The 19290-nt window shown below is 60.2% G+C and carries 19 protein-coding genes; 3 read left to right on the top strand and 16 right to left on the bottom strand.

What is annotated here, in order from left to right:
* Positions 1–70 precede the first annotated feature (70 nt).
* The 3 genes from AC07R0_RS20405 to AC07R0_RS20395 are packed head-to-tail and all read right to left on the bottom strand — an operon-like array spanning position 71 to position 2123.
* Complete coding sequence (locus AC07R0_RS20405) at positions 71–991, bottom strand: lactate/malate family dehydrogenase (RefSeq protein ID WP_495106206.1); 921 nt, start codon at positions 989–991, stop codon at positions 71–73.
* 18 nt (positions 992–1009) lie between these two features.
* A complete protein-coding gene (locus tag AC07R0_RS20400; RefSeq protein ID WP_495106205.1) occupies positions 1010–1435 on the bottom strand; it encodes a TIGR02594 family protein in 426 nt (141 codons plus the stop codon).
* Between the two features lies 1 nt (position 1436).
* The gene (locus AC07R0_RS20395; RefSeq protein WP_495106204.1) at positions 1437–2123 is read right to left on the bottom strand and encodes an SOS response-associated peptidase; all 687 of its coding nucleotides are present in this window, start codon (positions 2121–2123) and stop codon (positions 1437–1439) included.
* Between the two features lie 182 nt (positions 2124–2305).
* On the opposite strand from AC07R0_RS20395, the gene AC07R0_RS20390 reads away from it, so the two are divergent.
* Positions 2306–3310: a TorF family putative porin gene (locus AC07R0_RS20390; protein WP_495106203.1), complete on the top strand. Its 1005-nt coding sequence runs from the start codon at positions 2306–2308 to the stop codon at positions 3308–3310.
* Positions 3311–3501: 191 nt separating this feature from the next.
* On the opposite strand, the gene AC07R0_RS20385 is transcribed toward AC07R0_RS20390, so the two are convergent.
* The 6 genes from AC07R0_RS20385 to AC07R0_RS20360 all read right to left on the bottom strand — a co-directional run bounded on the left by AC07R0_RS20385 (position 3502) and on the right by AC07R0_RS20360 (position 10105).
* Complete coding sequence (locus AC07R0_RS20385) at positions 3502–5247, bottom strand: methyl-accepting chemotaxis protein (RefSeq protein ID WP_495106202.1); 1746 nt, start codon at positions 5245–5247, stop codon at positions 3502–3504.
* 376 nt (positions 5248–5623) lie between these two features.
* A complete protein-coding gene (locus AC07R0_RS20380) occupies positions 5624–6085 on the bottom strand; it encodes a hypothetical protein (protein ID WP_495106201.1) in 462 nt (153 codons plus the stop codon).
* Between the two features lie 72 nt (positions 6086–6157).
* Complete coding sequence (locus AC07R0_RS20375) at positions 6158–6559, bottom strand: c-type cytochrome (RefSeq protein WP_495106200.1); 402 nt, start codon at positions 6557–6559, stop codon at positions 6158–6160.
* A 17-nt stretch (positions 6560–6576) separates the two neighbouring features.
* Positions 6577–7926: a hypothetical protein gene (locus tag AC07R0_RS20370; RefSeq protein ID WP_495106199.1), complete on the bottom strand. Its 1350-nt coding sequence runs from the start codon at positions 7924–7926 to the stop codon at positions 6577–6579.
* 122 nt (positions 7927–8048) lie between these two features.
* On the bottom strand, positions 8049–8603 hold the full coding sequence (locus tag AC07R0_RS20365; protein ID WP_495106198.1) for a cytochrome b: 555 nt from the start codon (positions 8601–8603) through the stop codon (positions 8049–8051).
* Between the two features lie 419 nt (positions 8604–9022).
* A complete protein-coding gene (locus AC07R0_RS20360) occupies positions 9023–10105 on the bottom strand; it encodes a TIGR03118 family protein (protein WP_495106197.1) in 1083 nt (360 codons plus the stop codon).
* 190 nt (positions 10106–10295) lie between these two features.
* Here AC07R0_RS20360 and AC07R0_RS20355 point away from each other — a divergent pair, with 190 nt between their 5' ends.
* Positions 10296–11582 (top strand): S8 family peptidase, encoded by a 1287-nt coding sequence (locus AC07R0_RS20355; protein ID WP_495075234.1) that lies wholly within the window; start codon positions 10296–10298, stop codon positions 11580–11582.
* Positions 11583–11594: 12 nt separating this feature from the next.
* Here AC07R0_RS20355 and AC07R0_RS20350 read toward each other — a convergent pair whose 3' ends face one another.
* Positions 11595–12248 carry an anti-sigma factor gene (locus AC07R0_RS20350; protein ID WP_495106196.1) on the bottom strand — a complete coding sequence of 218 codons (654 nt, stop codon included), beginning with the start codon at positions 12246–12248 and terminating at the stop codon, positions 11595–11597.
* Positions 12245–12919: an RNA polymerase sigma factor gene (locus AC07R0_RS20345; RefSeq protein WP_495075232.1), complete on the bottom strand. Its 675-nt coding sequence runs from the start codon at positions 12917–12919 to the stop codon at positions 12245–12247. Before AC07R0_RS20345 ends, AC07R0_RS20350 begins: the two co-directional genes overlap by 4 nt.
* Positions 12920–13059: 140 nt before the next feature.
* Here AC07R0_RS20345 and AC07R0_RS20340 point away from each other — a divergent pair, with 140 nt between their 5' ends.
* Complete coding sequence (locus AC07R0_RS20340) at positions 13060–13950, top strand: alpha/beta fold hydrolase (RefSeq protein ID WP_495075231.1); 891 nt, start codon at positions 13060–13062, stop codon at positions 13948–13950.
* Positions 13951–14003: 53 nt separating this feature from the next.
* Here AC07R0_RS20340 and AC07R0_RS20335 read toward each other — a convergent pair whose 3' ends face one another.
* The 5 genes from AC07R0_RS20335 to AC07R0_RS20315 form a co-directional block, all read right to left on the bottom strand.
* Complete coding sequence (locus AC07R0_RS20335) at positions 14004–14807, bottom strand: DODA-type extradiol aromatic ring-opening family dioxygenase (protein ID WP_495106195.1); 804 nt, start codon at positions 14805–14807, stop codon at positions 14004–14006.
* Positions 14804–15643 carry a shikimate dehydrogenase gene (locus AC07R0_RS20330; protein ID WP_495106194.1) on the bottom strand — a complete coding sequence of 280 codons (840 nt, stop codon included), beginning with the start codon at positions 15641–15643 and terminating at the stop codon, positions 14804–14806. Before AC07R0_RS20330 ends, AC07R0_RS20335 begins: the two co-directional genes overlap by 4 nt.
* 24 nt (positions 15644–15667) lie before the next feature.
* Entirely contained in the window at positions 15668–16807 is a 1140-nt protein-coding gene (locus AC07R0_RS20325) for an ABC transporter substrate-binding protein (protein WP_495106193.1), read from the bottom strand.
* A 281-nt stretch (positions 16808–17088) separates the two neighbouring features.
* Positions 17089–18501: an amidohydrolase family protein gene (locus tag AC07R0_RS20320; protein ID WP_495106192.1), complete on the bottom strand. Its 1413-nt coding sequence runs from the start codon at positions 18499–18501 to the stop codon at positions 17089–17091.
* Positions 18498–19289, bottom strand: coding sequence for an ABC transporter permease (locus AC07R0_RS20315; RefSeq protein WP_495106191.1), 792 nt, complete (start codon positions 19287–19289; stop codon positions 18498–18500). The genes AC07R0_RS20320 and AC07R0_RS20315 overlap by 4 nt, the downstream gene beginning before the upstream one ends.
* Between the last annotated feature and the right edge of the window lies 1 nt (position 19290).

Here is a 19290-nt window from a genome sequence, read left to right as displayed (position 1 = left end):
AATAGCACCCTGCGCTTGCAGAATCTGCGCTGCAGGTGCAAAAGATGATAGATGAACACTGCGGCACGGGCTACGCCACGGAGGCCCGGGCAGCCCGCAGCACCTCGGCCGAATGCGCCAGCGCCGCACGCTCCACCGCATCCAGGGCCGGCTCCAGCACCTGCAGCGCGCCGCCTGCGCCCACGATGCACGGCAAGGACAAGGCCACGCCGTGCAAGCCCAAGGCCCCGGTCTGCACCCGCGACACGGTGAGCACGCGCCGCTCGTCGCGCAGCATGCCCGCCAGCAGAGAGGCTGTCACCAGGCCAATAGCATGGTTGGTCGAACCCTTGCGCCGAATCACTTCGTAGGCAGCCGTGCGCACGGCGTAGGCCATGCGAGGCTCGTGCTCGGTCTGCCAGCCGCTCCATTGGCGCAGCGGCACACCGCCGATGTCCGCACCAGACCACAGCACCACCTCCGAGTCGCCGTGTTCGCCCACCACCTGGGCGTGGATGGAATGCGCGTCCAGCGACAACTGCTGGCCCAGCATCTGGCGCAGCCGGGCCGTATCCAGCATGGTGCCGGTACTGATGACGCGCTCGGGCGGCAGCCCCGACACCTCGGCAAAGTCGTACACCAGCACATCTACCGGATTGGTGACGACCACCACCACACCCTGGTAGCCGCGCAGTTGCACGGCGATGCCCCGCAGAATGGCCAGGTTCTCCTTCAACAGGTCCAGCCGGGTCTGGGTGGGGCTGCCGTTCTTGCCAGCCGCGATGACGATGGCGCGGGTGCCGTGCATGTCCTCGATCGCCGCCGCCCGCACAGCGGCAGAAGGGTAAAAGGCCGAGCCCTGGGCCAGATCCATGGCCTCGCCCTCGGCCAGGCCGGGCCGTGCGTCATGCAGCAGCAGCTCCTGGGCCGCACCGCTGTGCAACACCGACATGGCCACGCTGGTGCCCACCCAGCCAGTGCCGATGATGCCGATGGAAGAACGCTCAGCCATGGTCTGCCCCCAGAGTGATTACGCAGGCCAACGGTAACCCAGCACCGTGTCCACGGAGTAAAAATGTTCACGCACCGCGTCCAGCTGATTGCCGCCCAGCAAGTACACATGCTCGGTATCGGCGCGCAGGAAGAAACCCACATGGCCCTTCCAGCCCGCCGGGTCCTCGCGCGACAGCACGGCAATGCAACCCGGCACCGGTGCCTCCAGCGGCACACCCCAGTCCAGCCAGGAGCGCGCCAGCGCCGAACCTGTGCCGGCAATACCTACCTGGGCCAGGCTCCAGTTCACAAACGACGAGCACCACGAGGCCTTGTCGTCATAGCCCGCGATATTGGTGTGGCCGTGGTATTCGGTGACACGCGGGTTGCTCTGGCCCGGCGGGTAGGTCTGCACCCCCATCTCGGCCCAGGCCACCGGCATCCAGACAGCTTCGGGCTGCATATCAAAACAGGCCCTTGGGTACTTTGTCGGCCTTGCTTTCCACCGGGTTGGCCGCCAGCCAATTCGCCGCGTATTGGCGCATGAACTCCTTGGACTTGTCCACGCGCGCACCCAGCCAGGCGTCATACGCGCCCTCGTTCAGGATCACCGGCATATGCTTGTCGGCACCCGGTTGCTGGTAGCGGCGCAGCAGCGCGTGGTTGTTGGCATTCACCGTCAGCAGGGCATAGCTGAGCAGGACGGTGCCGTCCGGGCCAGTCCATTGGGCCCATAAGCCTGCCACACCCATGGGCAGCCCATCGACCCGCGCGACGCGCGTCGCCACGGCCTTGCCGCTGCGCCAGTCGTCCTCAAAAAAGGCCTGCATGGGCACGATGCAGCGCTGCCCGTTCAACCAGGCGTCGCGGAAGTTTTGCGAGGTGGACGCCGTCTCAGACCGCGCCACCACCAGCTTGGGCGCACGCAGCTTGCCGTCCGACGCCGACTTGACCCAGTGCGGCACCATGCCCCATTGGGCGGGCAACAGCTCGCGCTGGGGCGGTGCACCGGCCTCGGTAGGCACGGCGCGGATGCAGAAGCCCGGCTTGCGCGGCCACATATGGCGCTCCCCCAGGTTGGTGGGTGCTTCGACATTGAAGGCATCGCCGTAGGCGGAAGCTTGCTGCAGGGACTCGTAATGGGTGCTCATGCCGGGATGGTAGCAAGGGCGCCCTGGCCACAGCATCGAAGCCAAGGCTCTTTACTGGCTAACTTTCTACAATCTGCGAAGCATTGCATCCAATGCGGGATGTCTCAGCGCAATGCAATTTGCGTTGCTCTAGCACGAGGCACAAAATGAGAAGGCCGCGTAATCGAACGCCTGAGCACGACATGAAACAAGGGCAAGGTCAAAGAAATGGCAGCTGCAAGTGGCAAAACCTCGTCGAGAATGACGAGAGGCCAGCAATGAGCGCCCGGACGAACCATCTGGCGGCCTTCGTCAAATACAAACTGATCAATACGAAAAATCCCAAGCTTGCAACATGGCAATTTCTCGGCCTGACCAACGGACCACTGGACTGGTTCCGCGTCGGCGGCTCCATTGCGCAGTTCACCGGCCGGGGAACAATCTCGCTATGCAGCAGGCCGTGGATACATTCTTGGTTTTCTACTTTGCGAAGCCATAAGAACAGCGCTATATGCCGGGGATTGCTCCCGATCTTGGCCTCGCTACTCCCCAGCTACGCCTGTGCCGGCGCCGAAAATTGGCACTTTAAGCTCAGTGCAGCAAGTGACAAGGTACTGCGCGGCCTGGAGTTGAGCGATGGGCATCCATACACAGAAGCCGCAGCCAGCTGGAATGCGGGTTCAGGCGCATTTGCCGATGTGGCGCTGTCCAGGTTTGCTGGGTTTGGAGAAGGTAGTCCGGCAGGCGCACAGTTCGTTGCCGATGCGGGATACGGCTGGCGCATCGAGCCAAACTGGAGTGCGCAGGTTATGGTGTCGCACTACCAGTCTTTGGGTAGCCCAATCACCCAGCGTATGGACTACCAGGAGTTTGCACTGACGGCGGGTTGGCGGGATAGCCTGTACGCTTCGATTGCCATGTCGCCGCACGCAACCCTGGGGACGCTTCAATCCACGCGCACACTGGCGTACGACCTTGTTGGCCGACTGCCACTAGCACATGGATTCACTGCCAGCGCAGGCATTGGCTACTACGATCTGCAAGCATTCGCAGACGACTCTCGCACATACGGAAATGTTGGGCTGTCATACCAGCTTGGTGAGGTGCAGTTCGACGTTATGTATATGGTTGCCACCAGCCCCGCCAAGGAACGCCTGAAAGGCGCGCTGAACAGCCGCTGGGTAAGCCAGATCACCTGGCACTTTTAACCAAGCTCCGCCGGGATACCACCAAACACCGGCAATAAATACCGCCAGTGTCAAACCACGATTTTCTTACCACTGGCCAATATCAATCCGCCCGCACGCAGCAAAGTGGAAATCATCTGACACTGAATGTGATGAAATTAAAACGAGGGTACCCGATGTGCACTGCAAGACATCGAAATGGGGCTAGCACATCAGAAGCTATCCCACTCACCTTCACTTTGCAATGATGCAGTTCTTGGTAATACCTTGGACTTCACTGTTAGCTGGCGGCTGCTGGCGACGGTGTGTTGCGCAGAGCCATTCAGACCTCGGTTAAGAGATGCCATGTGGGCTGTCCCGGCAACAGGTTCAACCGAGCGAGGACGGGGTACACCACCGTTGGTGCCAGCGGGTAGCTTGAACACCGCTACCGTGCTGACCAACTCCTCGGCCTGGGTCTTCAGGCTGCCAGCCGCCGCCGCCATTTGCTCCACCAGCGCCGCATTCTGCTGCGTGGCCTGGTCCATCTGCACCACCGCTTCGCCAACCTGTGACACACCGGTACTCTGCTCAGAACTGGCTGCGCTGATTTCACCCATGAGGTCCGTGACTTGTTTGATAGATCCCACCACCTCGGCCATGGTGACACCCGCCTGGTCCACCAGCACCGTGCCCTGCTCAACACGCGCCACACTGGCGCCTATGAGTTCCTTGATTTCTTTGGCCGCTTGGGCGGAGCGACCTGCCAAGCTGCGCACTTCAGATGCCACCACCGCGAAGCCCCGTCCCTGCTCGCCCGCACGGGCCGCTTCCACCGCAGCATTCAGCGCCAGGATATTGGTCTGGAAGGCAATACCGTCGATCACACTGATGATGTCAGAGATCTTGCGCGAAGAGTCGTTGATCTCTTTCATAGTGTGCACCACCTGGGCGACAGCATCACCACCTTTGACAGCCACCGTGCTGGCCTTCAGCGCCAGTTGATTGGCCTGCCGTGCATTGTCCGCGTTGTGCTTGACGGTGGAACTGAGTTGCTCCATCGAGGCCGCCGTTTCTTCCAGGGCACTGGCCTGCTGCTCGGTACGGGCCGATAGGTCGTGGTTCCCCTGTGCGATTTCAGCGCTGGCTGTCGCCACGCTATCTGACCCTTGGCGCACATTGGCCACCACAAGCATCAAACTAGCGCGCATCGCTTCCAGCGCTTGCAGCAACTGAGCGGTTTCATCCGTCCCATGGGCATGCAATGCCATCGTCATATCACCTTGGGCAATATTGTTGGCAGCCTGGACGGCATCTCCAATCGGACGCGCAATCGCGCGTGCAATCAAAATGGCCAAGACAACAGCCATGACCACAGCGACAGCGATACTGGCAAGCACCATCAGGCGGGCGTTACCGTAGGTGGCCTTCGCCTCTTCCCACGAGGAGTCGCTTTCTTTTTTGTTGTAGTCACTCAAGTCTTGGATATCTTTGAGCGTGGCATTTACGGCATTTAGCGAATCGCCCTCGAATATCTTTATGGCTTCCTCTGCTGCTTCAGGGCCTTTGCGGGAAATAGGGCGCAACTTGTCCCACTGTGCATACCATGCATCACGGTGCTCTTTGTAGCTAGCCCACGCCTTGGTTTCGAAGTCGGAATTGAATAGTGTCACCGCTAGGGGCTCCAACTCCACCAGCTTTTTGCGAATGCCAGTTATATCCGCTTCTCTTTCGTCTTTTGCTTTGGTATCGAAAGAGAGGACATGGCGTGCTTCAAGGCGGCGGAGCTGGCCGACCAAATTTCCTATTTGCCCCGACACCTGGACACTGGGCAAGTCATTGGTTGCAAGCTGCTCTGCAGTTTGTGCCACGTTTGCGAGTTGGATCAACGCCATCGTACCCAGCGCAAAAACCAAGGCCACGATGATGCCAAAGCCCATTCCAATCTTGGTGCCGATCTTAAAGTTGGATAGATTCATTTTTTACATTTCGTGTGGGTATAGGAGAGACGTCGAGCTTCAACCATCAACAGCAATAATGCGGACTACGAACAGCCAGTAAAAGCCGTCGTAGCCAATCACCCCTGCTTCGTTTGGCGAGCCAAAGCGAGATTAGGAAAACCAGCACCACGCTTTAGGGATAGACCAAGCCGTTGCTGCCAGAAGCACCCCTTTTCCCAAAAACAAGAGACCTCGGTTGGCTTCCGGCACAGTGCGTTAGGTATCCAAGATCAGTTTGACTGTGAAAACATCGAGGGCCATGACGGGCTCTGGTGCCACCGTCAGCAACAGAACGACAAAACCATCTAGGATCGCGACCGCCCAGGGTCGCCGGAAGTACCCCATCATCGTTTTCTCAGCCATTTGAAGGCCCGGACTGAAGCCTACGAATTTGATCAATTAAATCCAACGATTGCCGATTTGTTTTGTCGCGCAATTCGCAGCCCAACTTAAATCGCGCATCTTGCAGGGAGAGAGAAAGCTCTACAAGCAAGTCCCTGACATTGGCCAACTCCCGAGACAGCCCCAATAGATCGGCACTAGACGTACCTCGAACGGGTTCATGTTCCATTAGTTTTGAATGGGAAAAAATTGTGAAATGTGACTGACGGTCTGTGCCTCCGCAGTGAACAGCCGCCTGGCTGTGAAGCCCCCAAGAGACAAGCCCACTACGAGGCTGGACTCGCTCAAGCCGCAACTTGATTAAACCGCCCCTCTGCTTCATCGCTCGCCGCTCGACAACTTTGGCTATCAGTTTTTTGGCCAAAGCTCCTACCTCTTTAATCATGCAGTCATCGAACTCTTTGGCGATGCCCATCTCATTTCCTCAAAGGTAAGGATGAACACCCCCTACGATGTCTTGTGACGCAGCAAGAACAGCCCGCGTCCGTCACTTGCATGTACCGAGATAGGAAATGAGATCCTCAAGTTCTTTCGAGTCGGACAAGCCTTCATACTTCATCTTGCTTCCGGGGTTCGCTTTTTTCGTTGGTTGCGATAGATAACTACGCAGCGCTTCTTGACTCCAGGTCCATCCCGTGCGGCGCAACTCGTCCGAATACTCGAAACCAGGCTGGGTCGCTGCTTTGCGCCCCAGCGTGGCGAATAGAGTTGGCCCCTTCTTATTTTTACCTTCTTTCACGCTGTGGCATTCAGCGCATTCAGCCGAGAAGACTTTGGCGCCGAGTACAGCGTCGCCTGCAGCAAGCACAGGCTGTGTCGACGCAACCAGTACCGATCCGAAAACAATGCCTCTCACGCCAAGGGCCAAGACGGTCAATGCATAGTTCATTGCTAAAGTCTCCTGGTCTAAAACGCGACTCGTGCAGTCAACGAAAACTGATTCAAATCCTTGGCATTCGTCAATGGCGCCCCGGACCCGAAATTAGTACCAAAAATATCGGTGCTACTGCCATTGAACTTACTGAATCTGAACCACCCGGCAGACAGTCGCAAGTTCGCCCAAGGCGCGCCCCAGGAGTCCTCTTTTCCGAATGGAATCCAGGAGGCCTCCACCAACGTGCTGTGCGTGTCTGGCTTGCCATAGGGCAAGAAACGAACGGCGTCTTCCTGGGCCGTGCCCATGAGGCGAGCCACCGTGAGCCCATAGGTTTGCTTGTACACATAGGTAAGGACCAGTGTTTGATCCCGGCTGCGCCCGGTGGAACTGGCAAGCAAACCAGGTATGAATGGGCTGGCCGGTGTGCTGCCGTAGTTGCGCTTCTCCAGAATGTTGGCATAGCGTACCTGCACCATGTGGTCACGGTTTCCCAGGTACTGGTAGTTCAGGTCGATGCCTATGTCCTTGATGCCGTCCGATGGTCCGCTGCGATCGAGTTGGCGCGTGGCGTTAAACCCCACCAAGCCCATCGAAAAGAATTGCGTCTTCAGATCTTTCATGTAAGCCAGTCGCCAATAACTGGTACCGCTGAGTTTGCCTGGGTCGCCGGCCGGATCAAAACCAAGACGATCCTGGGTAGACACCGACATGGAGCGATAACTGCCAAGTTCGCCATACCAGGTCTGGTCATAGAGTCCATAAGCGGTTAAGCCCAGCACCCGGTTAGCCAGATGGTGGGTGCTAGCCGGATTGAGCAAAGTTCCATCGGTACTGGGAGCAGAAAATCCACGGCCAGGCAATACGGAAACGGGGTCCTGCACCGTCGGGCTATTGTTCAGGCTCAGCCCCACAACAGCTTCTTTTTCGCCCCATTTGACGTCATGCGAATACCGTAGGTCCACATTCTCAAGTGTCGTCTTAACGGTGGTTCCGTCATCACGCCGGCTCAGGCGGGCAATACCTCCAACATGGTCAGACAACCGGCCCGCAAAATAGAGATCCGCTTCTGACAAGCGGGTTTGTGTGGGCCCTCTTGCGGGGTTCACTTGTTCGGCCAGGAGCTGCACGGACAACGGGACTTTGGTCCCATTCCCATCGGAATCAACAAACCCACCAGCCTTGAAACGGGCACCAAAAGGCGTAAGGTTCAGGCCATATGAACCCATGTGGCAGGCAGCGCATTCTGAACCCGTTTGTTGGCTAAAGCTGGGTAAGGCATGTGCTGTATTGCTGACAAGCAGCAGCACGGCACCAACTCCACTGGAAATAGTAAAGGTCATGAACAGACGCTTCAGGTGTCGACGCAGAAATATCAGCATGGGCAAATCCTTGTTCTTGGGAAATTACGTTAAAAGATCAGGGGTCAGTAGTAATTGGTAATGCGTGGCGTTCTGCGCAGACCTTTATGCCGGGGTCAGCTACAGCCCCGAACGCAGGACCTCTATCGCCGTCGCCGTGGCAACATCGCCCGCAGCAAGGCATCGCGCATCACAAAGTGGTGCCACAGGGCGGCCGACGCATGCACGATGCCAAAGGCCAGCAGCATCCAAGCTGTATTTACGTGCCAAGTCAGCAAGTCATCGCCCAGGTCATCGTCAGAACCCACGAGGGACGGCAAAGGCAAACCAAACAGGTCAACCGTTTTGCCGTGCGCATTGATCGAGGCCCATCCCAAGATAGGCAATGCCAACAACCATGCATACAAACAGACATGGGTGAACCCCGCTGCAACGCGAACGACAAGGGACTGGGAACCAATAACGGGTAGCCGCGAAAACCTGATGCGCACTACTATGCGAGCCACCCACAAGCCCAGTACGAGCAACCCAATATGGGTATGTGCTTCCATGAGCCAGAAACGCGCCGCGCGCCCATCGGCCACGTCACGTATCCAGATAATTGAGACACCTGCGCATAAAGCCAATAGAGTGGCCCAGTGCAGCATCACCACGAGCCATGGCCGTGTTGTGACGGATGTCGGAGTGTGGTTTTTCATACTAAAAACAAATGAACGTTGCTTGCTGTACCTACAGTGCTGCAGGTCATGCAACGGTGACATCCCAAAATCCCTTGCACATCATCTTCATTCACACCCCATCTCAATGAACTGCCAATGACCGAAATAGAACCATGCTCTGAAGTGCAGCTATCCACTCTGGGATTGAAGGCCTGACCAGGCACGCTTTCGCGTGAGTGCAGACATGGCACAAAAAAGTTACAGCAGGCGCAAAGAAAATTTACACATGCTTAAATCAAGGGGGGCGAAGCATGCGCGATGGCAAGAGGTAGGGATTGCACTGCTCACATGGACTGATCGCATGGCACTCCCAACCAGCCACCAAGATACCGCCGGACACCGGCGATGAACGCCGCAAGTGCCCGGCCGCGAAGCTGCTGCAGCAGCCGCTCGGAATATCACTGGCCGATATCGATCCGACCGTAAATACCATTGACACCGCGATTCGGACCTGCCGCAAAGAACAGGGTGTTGGTCGGCTGTGCGTTCACGCCATTACCAAAAGCAATACCCCACAAACCCGGTATGGTGATCGGTGTACCGCCGCTCTGGGTGAGCGTGCCTACCAATGCTCCGCTTTGCTGGTCATACGCGTGGATCGTGCCATCACCGAAATTGCCGACCAAAAGCGTGTTGCTGAATCGGCCGAAGTTAGCAGGCGCCAAGGCGATGCCCCACGGCGCATTAAGTGCCCCGCCACTGGCAAGACGCTTCTTCAGATTGCCGCTGGCGTCATAGACGTCGACAAAACCCAGGCCGGTGCCATGGACGGAGAAGCGAGCCGTACTATCTTGCTGGGCATACGAAACAACGATGTTGCCACCAATCGCCTGGATACCGAATGGAGCAAAACCCGCAGGCAACGCCGGATCCGTAAAACGGCCGGTGGTCGCCAGCTTCTGGAATCCACTATCGAAAACATCCACCTTGTTATTGTGAAAGTCCGCCGCATAGATCCGGGCCGCACCACTGTCGCTACCAATGGCCAGGCCGGTATATTCCGCCCCGCCTGTCGCATCGTCATAGGCAGTCACTGCATTGGTCAGATTGACAGTGGGCGACCACGCGGCAATGGTGCCAGCAAGCGTAGCAAAAATAAAAGCACTGGAGCCCGTCACGCCGCTCTGGCTGACGGGAAAGCTGCTGGCGCCACTGAACACGATGCCGGTCGGACCCGCGGGGCCATTGGCACCGTCAGGAATGGCAACCACCAATTGCTGCGGCGCACCGTTGCCATCATAGAGCGTGGACTTCTTCGAACCAGCATCAGCCACCCACACGAATCCTGTCGGGTTGAAGGCAATACCCCAGCCGTTCTTCAGGTTCACATCTGTATTTGCCGCAGAGGTGCTGCCATCTGACACAAGAACGGTCGACTTGAACGGTGTTGTATCACCGTCGCCACCGCCGCACGCAGCCAAGCAGGCCGCGACCGCAGCAGAAAGCGCAAATTTCAAAGCTATCGAGCGCAGGGAAACCATGGTGCCATTCCTCCTTGAATAATATGAATGCGGCCGTAGGTACCACGGATTCAGGAAAAGGTTGCAAAGGCATTCAAATCGAACTACGACTTGAAAATGCCCCGCATGTCAGACAATGCAGTCGCAACTTATCGACGCAAAAAACCCACATACTGAACATGCAGCAATGCACCACAACAGGGTTCTGTCCATGAAACGTCTCGCCTATTTATTGCTGCTCTGCGCAGCTTGCACGCTGCCGGCTTGCGCACTGGTGGAGTCCATACCAGATCCGAGTTTGGCAATGCCAAAAATGCAAGCGCATCCCGACCGCATGGTCGTAGTGACGGTAGCTAACCCACGACAATCGTTCGCGTTGAGCGCAGGTTCGACGGGCAACGGGTACAGCAACACCTATGACACCAGTGGCAGCGCGCGCGCAACGCTGGCTGCAATAGCCCACCAATATGAGTTAACGCATGTGATGGCATGGCCAATTTCCGCGCTCGGCGTGCACTGCGCGGTGCTCGAAATTGAAGATGGAAGGTCACGGAAGTCCGTGCTCGATAAGCTCGCCGCGGACCCGCGGGTGCAACTGGCAGAACCTCTACAGACCTTCGAGGCCCAGGCAGAAGCATCACCCGAAAAGCGCTATACATCGCTGCAGAAAACGGTGCATGAAATCGGCGCAGATGCGGCCCATCGGGTCGCGTTAGGCGATTCGATCCGCATCGCACTGATCGATACGGGTGTGGACACCGAACACCCAGACCTGCGCAGTCGAATTGCATCCACGCGCAACTTCGTCAACAGCGACTGGGCACAGTTCAACCGTGACGAGCACGGCACCAAGGTCGCCGGCGTCATCGCAGCCGACGGCGGCGGGCAGTCCTCGAGCAGTATTACGGGCATTGCACCGCGCGCTCGCCTGGTTGCCATGAAGGCCTGCTGGCAAAACGCCGGTTCGGGTGCCACGTGCAACTCGCTGACGCTGGCCCAGGCCATCCAGGCCGCCCTGGATGCCCGGGCCGACGTCATCAACCTCAGCCTAGGCGGCCCCGCTGACCCACTACTTTCCGCCCTCGTCGAACAAGCCATCAAAAAAGGCGTGGTTGTCGTTGGCGCAGTGTTGCCGAGCGGCGACCTGAAAGCATTTCCCGTAGGAATCCCAGGAGTTATCGGTGTCGCCACAGCAACATTTGCCAACCGCGCGCCAGCATTGCAAGCATCCACGCTGCTCTACGCACCGGGACACGACATCCTGACACTTACCCCCGGGGGGCACTACGACTTCGTCTCCGGCTCATCTTTTGCCGCCGCACAGGTGACAGGTTCCGTAGCACTGCTGCTCGCGGCCACGCCCGGCGTAGACCCGAGCGCTATCCATGGCGTGCTTGAGCGAACGAGTGGTCCCAACCAACACTACGCACGCCTGATCAATACCTGTCGTGCGCTGGCCGCTTTGCGTAGCGGTTGCAATGAATCCTTAGCCCCCTAAGCAAACAAAGGCTCAAGCCCCCTCGCGATTCTGTACCACCGGTTCAGCAAAACGCACCACTGGAGCAGCACGCAGCGCATCAATCTGCCGCTTGATATCCGCATGGGGAGAGTCTCCACCTTGCTCCAAAGCACGTGGCCCAAGGGAATAGACCCCGCTGTCGCTCGGGCCTGCCACGATTTGCAGGTTCAGCGGCGCGAGCAGCGCTTGCAGCTGACCGACCGATGCAGCCGGATCAATCACCAACCGAATCGTGGCGCCCATAGAAGCATTCTCCGCCGCAGAGAGCGTGCGATAGGATGGCGTATCATTGGCCCCCATCTTCATGCCAAGCACGGTCAAAACTCCGCTCTGCAACAGAACCAGCGCACCAAGACCGTAGACCACCGCCAGCAGCCGTGGACGTGACACAGGACGCGGCGTATCGATACGCTGCGAGAGACGCGAAAGTCCCGCCTCAACATCAGGATAGACAGCGCCCTCGCTCACGTTCAGTGAGTTTTTCCAGTCTTGTTGTAGCGCCAACTCGGAACGGCAAATCTCACAGTGGTGCAGGTGGCTTTCTACTTCCGCCTGCTCGCTCACAGAGGCCGTCTGATTCACAACCCATGGGATCAACTGCCATATGCGTAAATGGATACGGTCGTCGTAGGTAGATTCGTTCATTGTGTGGTCCCCGTTGGCCGGCCAGAAAGCGCCGGCATCAGGTTACGAAGTTTGACGCGTGCATGGAACATCCTGGACTTGACAGCGGTGACTGGTACAGAAGTGATCTCCGCAATCTCTTCAAGAGAGTGTCCCATCACATAGGCCAATTCCAGCACCATTCGGTGCTCGGGCGACAGCAGGTTCAGCCCCTTCTCGATCCAGTCCTGTGTTTCAAGATCCTGGAAAGGTTCGACGACCATCTCCTCGATATCCGATGGCAGCGGCGCATGGTCCAGCCCCTGCTGCCGCAATGCCTTCAGCGTCACACGGTAAGCAATCCCCATGAGCCAAGTAGAGACGCGAGAGTCCCCTCGAAATTCCGCCGCTTTTTGCCAAATGATCATGAATGTATCGTTGATCACTTCTTCTATCAGGGCCTCGCTGCGCGTGAACCGATTCAGAAACCGGGCCAGTCTGCGGTGGTAGCTGCGATACAACGCGGCAAGTGCAGCCCTGTCGCCATAACCGACACGCTGAAGCAATGCGCTTTCACTAAGGAGGTCGGGCGAATGTTCTATCAAGGGACAAGAGCGATTAAAGGTTTTTGCGTTAGCCTGCCTGCGCTGAAATAGCGATGTCAGTATGTGCTGCACACGGCTAAAAAGGTTGCAAAACAGTGGAAATTCCATTTTGATGTCGTCGTAACTCCGTCCTCCGCACCCATTTTCCGAACGGGGAACCAGGTGCATTGAAGCGATGCTTGCAGTAACGGGCGCCGGCACGGGCGATAAACTGCCAGACCACTAGCCAAACCGACAAAAGGCCATCCATGGACGTGACATTCACCCGCAATTGCCACGCCTGGGCCGATGACCTGGCCATCGTCTCCTACACCGCCGGCCAGGGACCTGCACTGGTACTGCTGCACGGCTACCCCGAAACCCACTTGGCCTGGCTACCCGCAGCCCGCCTGCTGGCCGCGCATTTCACGGTGGTGCTGGTGGACCTGCGCGGCTATGGCGACAGCACGGGGCCGGCGCCGGATGCGCAGCACCACAACTACAGCAAGCGCGCGCTGGCCGACGATGTGGCCCGTGTCATGCGCGAGCTGGGGCACACGCACTATGCGGTGGCCGGCCATGACCGGGGTGGCCGCGTAGCGCACCGCCTGGCGCTGGACCACGCCGAGCACGTGCGCGCCCTGGTATCCGTCACCGTGATCCCCACCGTCGAGGTATGGAAGCGCATGAACCTGGCGTTCGGCCTGCATGCCTACCACTGGCTCATGCTGGCCCAGCCCGCACCCCTGCCCGAGACGCTGCTGGCCGCCGACCCCGACATGTTCCTAGACAACACGCTGACGCGCATGACGCACGGGCGCCAGGTGATAGACCCGGTCAGCTACGCCGAATACCAGCGCTGCTTTCGCCAACCCAGCGTGCGCCTGGCCATGATTGAAGATTACCGCGCAGCCGCCGGCTATGACATTGCCCTGGACACCGCCGACCAGGCCGCCGGACGCAGGCTGCAATGCCCCGTGCTGGTGCTGTGGGAAAGCCGGCGCTATACCGAAGGGGAAACACCGGTCGACATCTGGCGGCGCTGGGCCGGCCAGGTGCAGGGGCAGACACTGGACACGGGCCACCTGATGATGGAAGAAAAGCCGCTGGAAGTGGCCCAGGCGATCCGCTCCTTCCTGCAGAACCTCAAAGCCTTTTAGGCCTGCAGCGCAGCTAATACCTGCGCAAGCAGCTATTTATTCAATAGCACAACCTAGTCAAACGCCCAGGCAGAGGCCACAGACGGCCCTACCGGACCGCGCCATAGCCGACGCCCAGGCGCATCGCCACCCGCGCCGCTGGCCACCATCAAGGGCAGCAAATGCTCCTCGCGCGGATGCGATGCGCGGCCACCCGGAGCCGCGCTCCACTGGCTGAGTTGCTGTGTGCGTTCGGCCCAGCTGCCGGCCAGCGCGGTCTCCAGCCAGCTGTCAAACGCAAACGAAGCGGGCGCCGCAGCCTGGAAGTTGCGCAGATTATGGAAACTCATGCCGCTGCCCATGATGAGCACGCCCTCGTCGCGCAGGCTGCGCAAAGCCTGGCCCAGGGCGCAGTGCAAGGCCGGGTCCAGGCTGTGGTGCAGCGACATGGCCAACACCGGCACCTGGGCCTGCGGGTACATCACCTTCAAGGGAATGAAAACGCCGTGGTCCCAGCCATAGCCCGGGTCCACCTGGGCCGGCAAACCCGCCGCCTGCACAAGCGCAGCCGCACGCGCGGCCAGATCGGGCTGGCCAGGTGCCGGATAGGTGAGCGCATAGGTCTCGGGAGGGAAGCCGAAGTAGTCGTAAATCAGCTCCGGCTGCGCCGCGCCGGCAAAGCTGGGCACGGCCGCCACCCAATGGGCGGTAATGATGAGGATGGCCGTGGGCGTGGCCGGCAGCAAGGCCGGCACGCCGCGCAGAAAGTCCTCCATGGGCTGGTACAGCTGCTTGCGCTCCCCGGTCATGAAGAACGAGGGCCCGCCGCCGTGCGGCAGGTACACCGCCGGCATGCGGCCGGTGGCAGACCCGCTCACAGCGTGGCTTCTATGGATTGGCGCAGCTCGGTAGTGATCTCCGGCAACACGCCAAACCAGGCCTGGAAGGCCGGGCGCGCCTGGTTCAGCAGCATGCCCAAGCCGTTGACTGTGGGGTTGCCGCGTGCGCGGGCAGCGGCCAGAAAAGGTGTTTCCAGGGGCACGTAGATCACGTCCGACACCAGCGCATGCGGCGGCAGTTGGGCCAGATCCAGGTCCAGCGCGGGGCTGCCGTGCATGCCCTGGTTGGTGGTGTTCACCAGCAGGGCGATATCGGCCAATGCCTCGTGGCGCTGCGACCAGGGCAGCACGCGCACCGGGCTGCCAAACTCCCGGGCCAGCTGCTCGGCCTTGTCCTGCGAGCGGTTCAGCAAGCGGATCTCCTTGGCGCCACGCTCGGCCAGGCTCAGCACCACGGCACGCGCTGCGCCGCCCGCGCCCAGCACAGTGATGGGGCCGGCATCGGCGCGCCAATCGGGCTGGGCGTCCAGCAGGCACTGGATGTAGCCATAGCCGTCGTTGTTGAAGCCCTTCAGCGAGCCGTCGGGCTGCACCACGATGGTGTTGATGGCGCCCATGCGGCGGGCCATGGGGTCCAGTTCGTGCATCAGCTCCATGGCCGTGACCTTGTGCGGAATGGTCACGTTGCAGCCTGCAAAGCCCAGGGCCGGCAGGCCGGCCAGGGCCGTAGCCAGGTTTTCCGGCTGCACCGGCAGCAGCACGTAGGAGCCGAGCAAGCCGTATTTCTGCAGCCAGTAATTGTGCAGCTTGGGGGAACGCGAATGCGCCACGGGCCAGCCCATAACGCCGGCAAGACAAACTTTGGAGGTAGACATGCGATCGGTATGCGTGGTTGAAAACTATTTTTTGCCTGCGGGCGGGAGCACGCTGATGATGACCTGTTTGCCGTTCTCGACCTTGGTCATATAGCTCTCCCGGTCCAGGTCGCCATTCTGGTCAAAACTGACGTCCATCAGAATGCCGGGGTTATCTTTGACCGACAGGCTCACGCCCTTCATGGCCTGGGCAAAGGCCTTGGAGTCAAACTTGCCGATCTTCTCGGTCACGGCCTTCACCACGTACATACCGGAATAGCCCTTCAGGCCGTTGTGGTCCGACTTGACCTTGTACTCGGCCAGAAAGGCGTCGCTGAACTTCTTGATCAGCGGCTGCGGCGCATCGGCAGTCAGGCCCACATGGGCGATGGCGCCGTTGGCGGCATCACCGGCCAGCTCGATCACCTTCTGGCTGGTCAGCACCGTCTCGCCCATCAATGGCTTGGTATAGCCCTGCTTGCGGAACTCGCGCAGCGCGCGGGCGGCCTCTTCTTCGTTGGTGTAGACAAAGGTGGCGTCGCTGCCCGACTGCTTGGCCTTGATCACGGCCGCGCTCATGTCCAGCTGGCCGGGGTCTACCGAGATGGCGTTGCTGACCTTGATGCCGCGCGCCTCCAGCTCCTTGCGCACCAGGTCCAGGCCGCCCTTGCCAAAGTCGTTGTTCACATAGATCACATCCACGCTCTTGGCCTTGACCGCATCGCGGATGTAGTTGGCCATCTTGGGCATGGCCGTGGCCTGGGTGAAGCTGGTGCGGAAGATGTAGGGGTTGCCCTGCTGGGTGATGGAAGCCGCTTCGCCGCCGGTGAAGTTGGGAATCTCGGCGCGGCGGGTTTCCGCCATGCTGACCATGATGGAGCCCGAGAACACCGGGCCCATCACCACATAGGCCCCCTGGTCCACCGCCTTCTGAGCCAGCGCCTTGGCCACGCCGGGGTTGGACTGGGTGTCTTGCGACACGTAACTGATCTTGCGCCCCAGAATACCGCCCGCTGCGTTGATCTCCTTCACCGCCAGCTTGATGCCATTGTCGAAATTGCTGCCCGACGTGGCGCCGGTGCCGCTGAGCTCCACCAGCCCATAAATCTGCACCGTTTGGGCATAGCCCGTGGCGGCCATAGCCAATGCCACACTGCCAATGGCGGCCCCGATAAAGCGGTTCATGTTGTCTCCAGTTTTGTAGTAGTAAACGCCCGCCCAGCCCAGGCACTGGCAAGCGCCGCACATTGTGGGAAGAACGCCAGCATTTGGGGAGATAGCAAAACACCATGCGCGATAACCGCAGGTGATCGCATGGCAGCGGCGGCTACACCTCGTACACCATATGCATAGGCCAGGGCATCGCGCTGGTGCAGGAGGGGGCCTGAAAAAACTATATTTTTAATAGCAGCTTACGCAGTTATTACCTGCGCTACAGGCCTATTTCCTATAAATACTGGCGGCGCTTACGACGCCATCAATTGCCGCACGGCAGCCCGCGCCTGGGCCCGCAACTCGGCTACATCCACGCCCTGCAACAGGTCGTCCGCCACCACCCTCTGCCCGGCCACGAACAAGACCTTCAGCCTGGGCCGGCCACCGCTAACCACCGGGCCCAGCGCCACGTCGTGCAGGCCGAAGTAGCGCGGGTCGTCCAGCGCGTAGATGGCCAGGTCGGCGGCCATGCCGGGTGCCAGCGTGCCAACATCGCCCAGGCCCAGCACGCCGGCACCGCCCGAGGTGCCCCAGGCGACCACGTCGTCGGTGCTCAGCGCCAGGCGCCCACCCTCGCCCGCGCCGCCACGGAATAACGGTTGGTTGCGGTCGCCCTGGGCGGCGCGCTGCATCAGCCAGGCGGCATGCACCTCAGAAATCATGTCGGCGGCTTCATTCGACGCCGCGCCATCGACGCCGATAGAGATCGGCACGCCGGCGGCCTGCAGCGCCATCACCGGTGCGGTGCCACTGCCGAGGCGGCCATTGCTTTGCGGGCAGTGGGCGATGCCGGTGCGGGTGCTGCCTAGCAAGGCGATTTCTTCGGCGTCCAGCTTCACCAGATGGGCAAACCACACGTCGGAACCCAGCCATTCATGCTCGGCCACGAAACGCACCGGCGACATGCCGTGCATGGCGTGCACCGAGTCCTGATAACCCACCGTTTCCGACAGATGCGAATGCAGGCGGATGCCCAGGCGCCGCGCGGTGCGGGCGCACTCGGCCAGTTCGCTCGGGGCCAGCGAATACGGCGGCGTGGTGGGCGCCATGACGACGCGGCGCATCGCGTCAGAAGCCGGGTCGTGGTAGCGCGCGGTAAGGCGCTCCACATCGGCCAGGTAGGCGTCCAGCGACTCGGGCCGCATCGCCTGTGGCAGCTCGGCCTCCAGCTGGCGCGTGCGGGTGGCACCGCCACGGCACAGCACAAAGCGCAGGCCCATGCGCTCGGCCTCTTCGAACAAGATCGCCGAACTGTCGAACGGCATGCCGGGGTAGTACAGGTAGTTGTGATCCGCCACCGTGCCGCAGCCGGACAGCGCCAGCTCCAGCAAGCCAATGCGCACGGCGATACGGAACAGGCGCTCATCAAACGCAGCGCGGAAGCGGTACGGCGTGGCCGCCAGCCAGGCTGTCAGCGGCAGGTCGATGCCGTGTGCATCCCCTTTCAGCAGCGACTGGAACAGGTGGTGGTGGGTGTTGACCCAGCTCGGGTAGATGACGCAATCGGTGGCGTCGATCACGGCCTCACCGGGCTTCGGCGCCAACTGGCCGATGGCCTCGATGCGCGTGCCACGCAAGCGGATATCGGGGCCGGCGATACGCGAAGCGGCGCAGGGTTGACCGCTGAGGATGGCAGCGGCGTTGCGGATCAAAGTGGTGGTCATATCGTGCTTTCGTGCCAGTGGCCTAGAGCCTTATTGGAGAGCCAAACCATGCTGATGAACAGCAATACGCCGGTGACCGAAATCAGTACCAAGGCCGCAAACAGGCGCGGGATATTGATCTGGAAACCGGCCTGCAAAATCTCGTACGCCAGCCCGGCGCCGGTACCGCCGGTGCCGGCCACAAACTCGGCCACCACCGCGCCAATCAAGGCCAGGCCGCTGGAGATGCGCAGGCCGCCAAAGAAGAAGGGTAAGGCACTCGGAATGCGCAACCGCACCAAGGTCTGCCAGCGGCTGGCGCCATTCAGCTTGAACAGGTTCAGCAGGCCCGGGTTCACACTGCGCAGGCCCAGCACGGTGTTCGACAAGATGGGAAACAGCGTCACCAGCGTGGCGCACAGCACCAGCGCGAAGGTGGGGTTCTTCACCCAGATGATGATCAGCGGCGCAATCGCCACCACCGGCGTCACCTGCAGCAAGATGGCATAGGGGAACAGGCTGGCCTCGATGAAGCGGTTCTGCACAAACAGAAAGGCCCCGGCCACGCCCAGCACCACGGCCAGCGCAAACGCCAGCACCGTGACTTTCATGGTCACGCCCAGCGCCCGCAGCAGCGAGGGGCCATCGCTCAGCAGAGTCTGGAAGATGTCGCTGGGCTTGGGCACCAGGTACACCGGCACCTGCCAGGCACTGCACAGCGCCTGCCAGATCAGCAGCAACACGATGCCGAAGCTGATCGGTGCCAGCCAGTTGAGCACGCCGGGGCGTTGCAGCCAGGGGGTTGTCATG

It is taken from the genome of Rhodoferax sp. GW821-FHT07F03 (genome assembly GCF_059418745.1).
This window is presented reverse-complemented; position numbering and strand designations above follow the sequence as displayed.

Excerpts from the sequence above, each read along its gene's own strand:
- AC07R0_RS20355 (WP_495075234.1), top strand. The coding sequence starts at position 10,296 with ATGAAACGTCTCGCCTATTTATTGCTGCTCTGCGCAGCTTGCACGCTG.
- AC07R0_RS20380 (WP_495106201.1), bottom strand. The coding sequence starts at position 6,085 with ATGGGCATCGCCAAAGAGTTCGATGACTGCATGATTAAAGAGGTAGGA.
- AC07R0_RS20330 (WP_495106194.1), bottom strand. The coding sequence starts at position 15,643 with ATGTCTACCTCCAAAGTTTGTCTTGCCGGCGTTATGGGCTGGCCCGTG.
- AC07R0_RS20375 (WP_495106200.1), bottom strand. The coding sequence starts at position 6,559 with ATGAACTATGCATTGACCGTCTTGGCCCTTGGCGTGAGAGGCATTGTT.
- AC07R0_RS20345 (WP_495075232.1), bottom strand. The coding sequence starts at position 12,919 with ATGGAATTTCCACTGTTTTGCAACCTTTTTAGCCGTGTGCAGCACATA.
- AC07R0_RS20405 (WP_495106206.1), bottom strand. The coding sequence starts at position 991 with ATGGCTGAGCGTTCTTCCATCGGCATCATCGGCACTGGCTGGGTGGGC.
- AC07R0_RS20360 (WP_495106197.1), bottom strand. The coding sequence starts at position 10,105 with ATGGTTTCCCTGCGCTCGATAGCTTTGAAATTTGCGCTTTCTGCTGCG.
- AC07R0_RS20400 (WP_495106205.1), bottom strand. The coding sequence starts at position 1,435 with ATGCAGCCCGAAGCTGTCTGGATGCCGGTGGCCTGGGCCGAGATGGGG.
- AC07R0_RS20320 (WP_495106192.1), bottom strand. The coding sequence starts at position 18,501 with ATGACCACCACTTTGATCCGCAACGCCGCTGCCATCCTCAGCGGTCAA.
- AC07R0_RS20340 (WP_495075231.1), top strand. The coding sequence starts at position 13,060 with ATGGACGTGACATTCACCCGCAATTGCCACGCCTGGGCCGATGACCTG.
- AC07R0_RS20390 (WP_495106203.1), top strand. The coding sequence starts at position 2,306 with ATGAAACAAGGGCAAGGTCAAAGAAATGGCAGCTGCAAGTGGCAAAAC.
- AC07R0_RS20395 (WP_495106204.1), bottom strand. The coding sequence starts at position 2,123 with ATGAGCACCCATTACGAGTCCCTGCAGCAAGCTTCCGCCTACGGCGAT.
- AC07R0_RS20325 (WP_495106193.1), bottom strand. The coding sequence starts at position 16,807 with ATGAACCGCTTTATCGGGGCCGCCATTGGCAGTGTGGCATTGGCTATG.
- AC07R0_RS20350 (WP_495106196.1), bottom strand. The coding sequence starts at position 12,248 with ATGAACGAATCTACCTACGACGACCGTATCCATTTACGCATATGGCAG.
- AC07R0_RS20365 (WP_495106198.1), bottom strand. The coding sequence starts at position 8,603 with ATGAAAAACCACACTCCGACATCCGTCACAACACGGCCATGGCTCGTG.
- AC07R0_RS20385 (WP_495106202.1), bottom strand. The coding sequence starts at position 5,247 with ATGAATCTATCCAACTTTAAGATCGGCACCAAGATTGGAATGGGCTTT.
- AC07R0_RS20370 (WP_495106199.1), bottom strand. The coding sequence starts at position 7,926 with ATGCTGATATTTCTGCGTCGACACCTGAAGCGTCTGTTCATGACCTTT.
- AC07R0_RS20315 (WP_495106191.1), bottom strand. The coding sequence starts at position 19,289 with ATGACAACCCCCTGGCTGCAACGCCCCGGCGTGCTCAACTGGCTGGCA.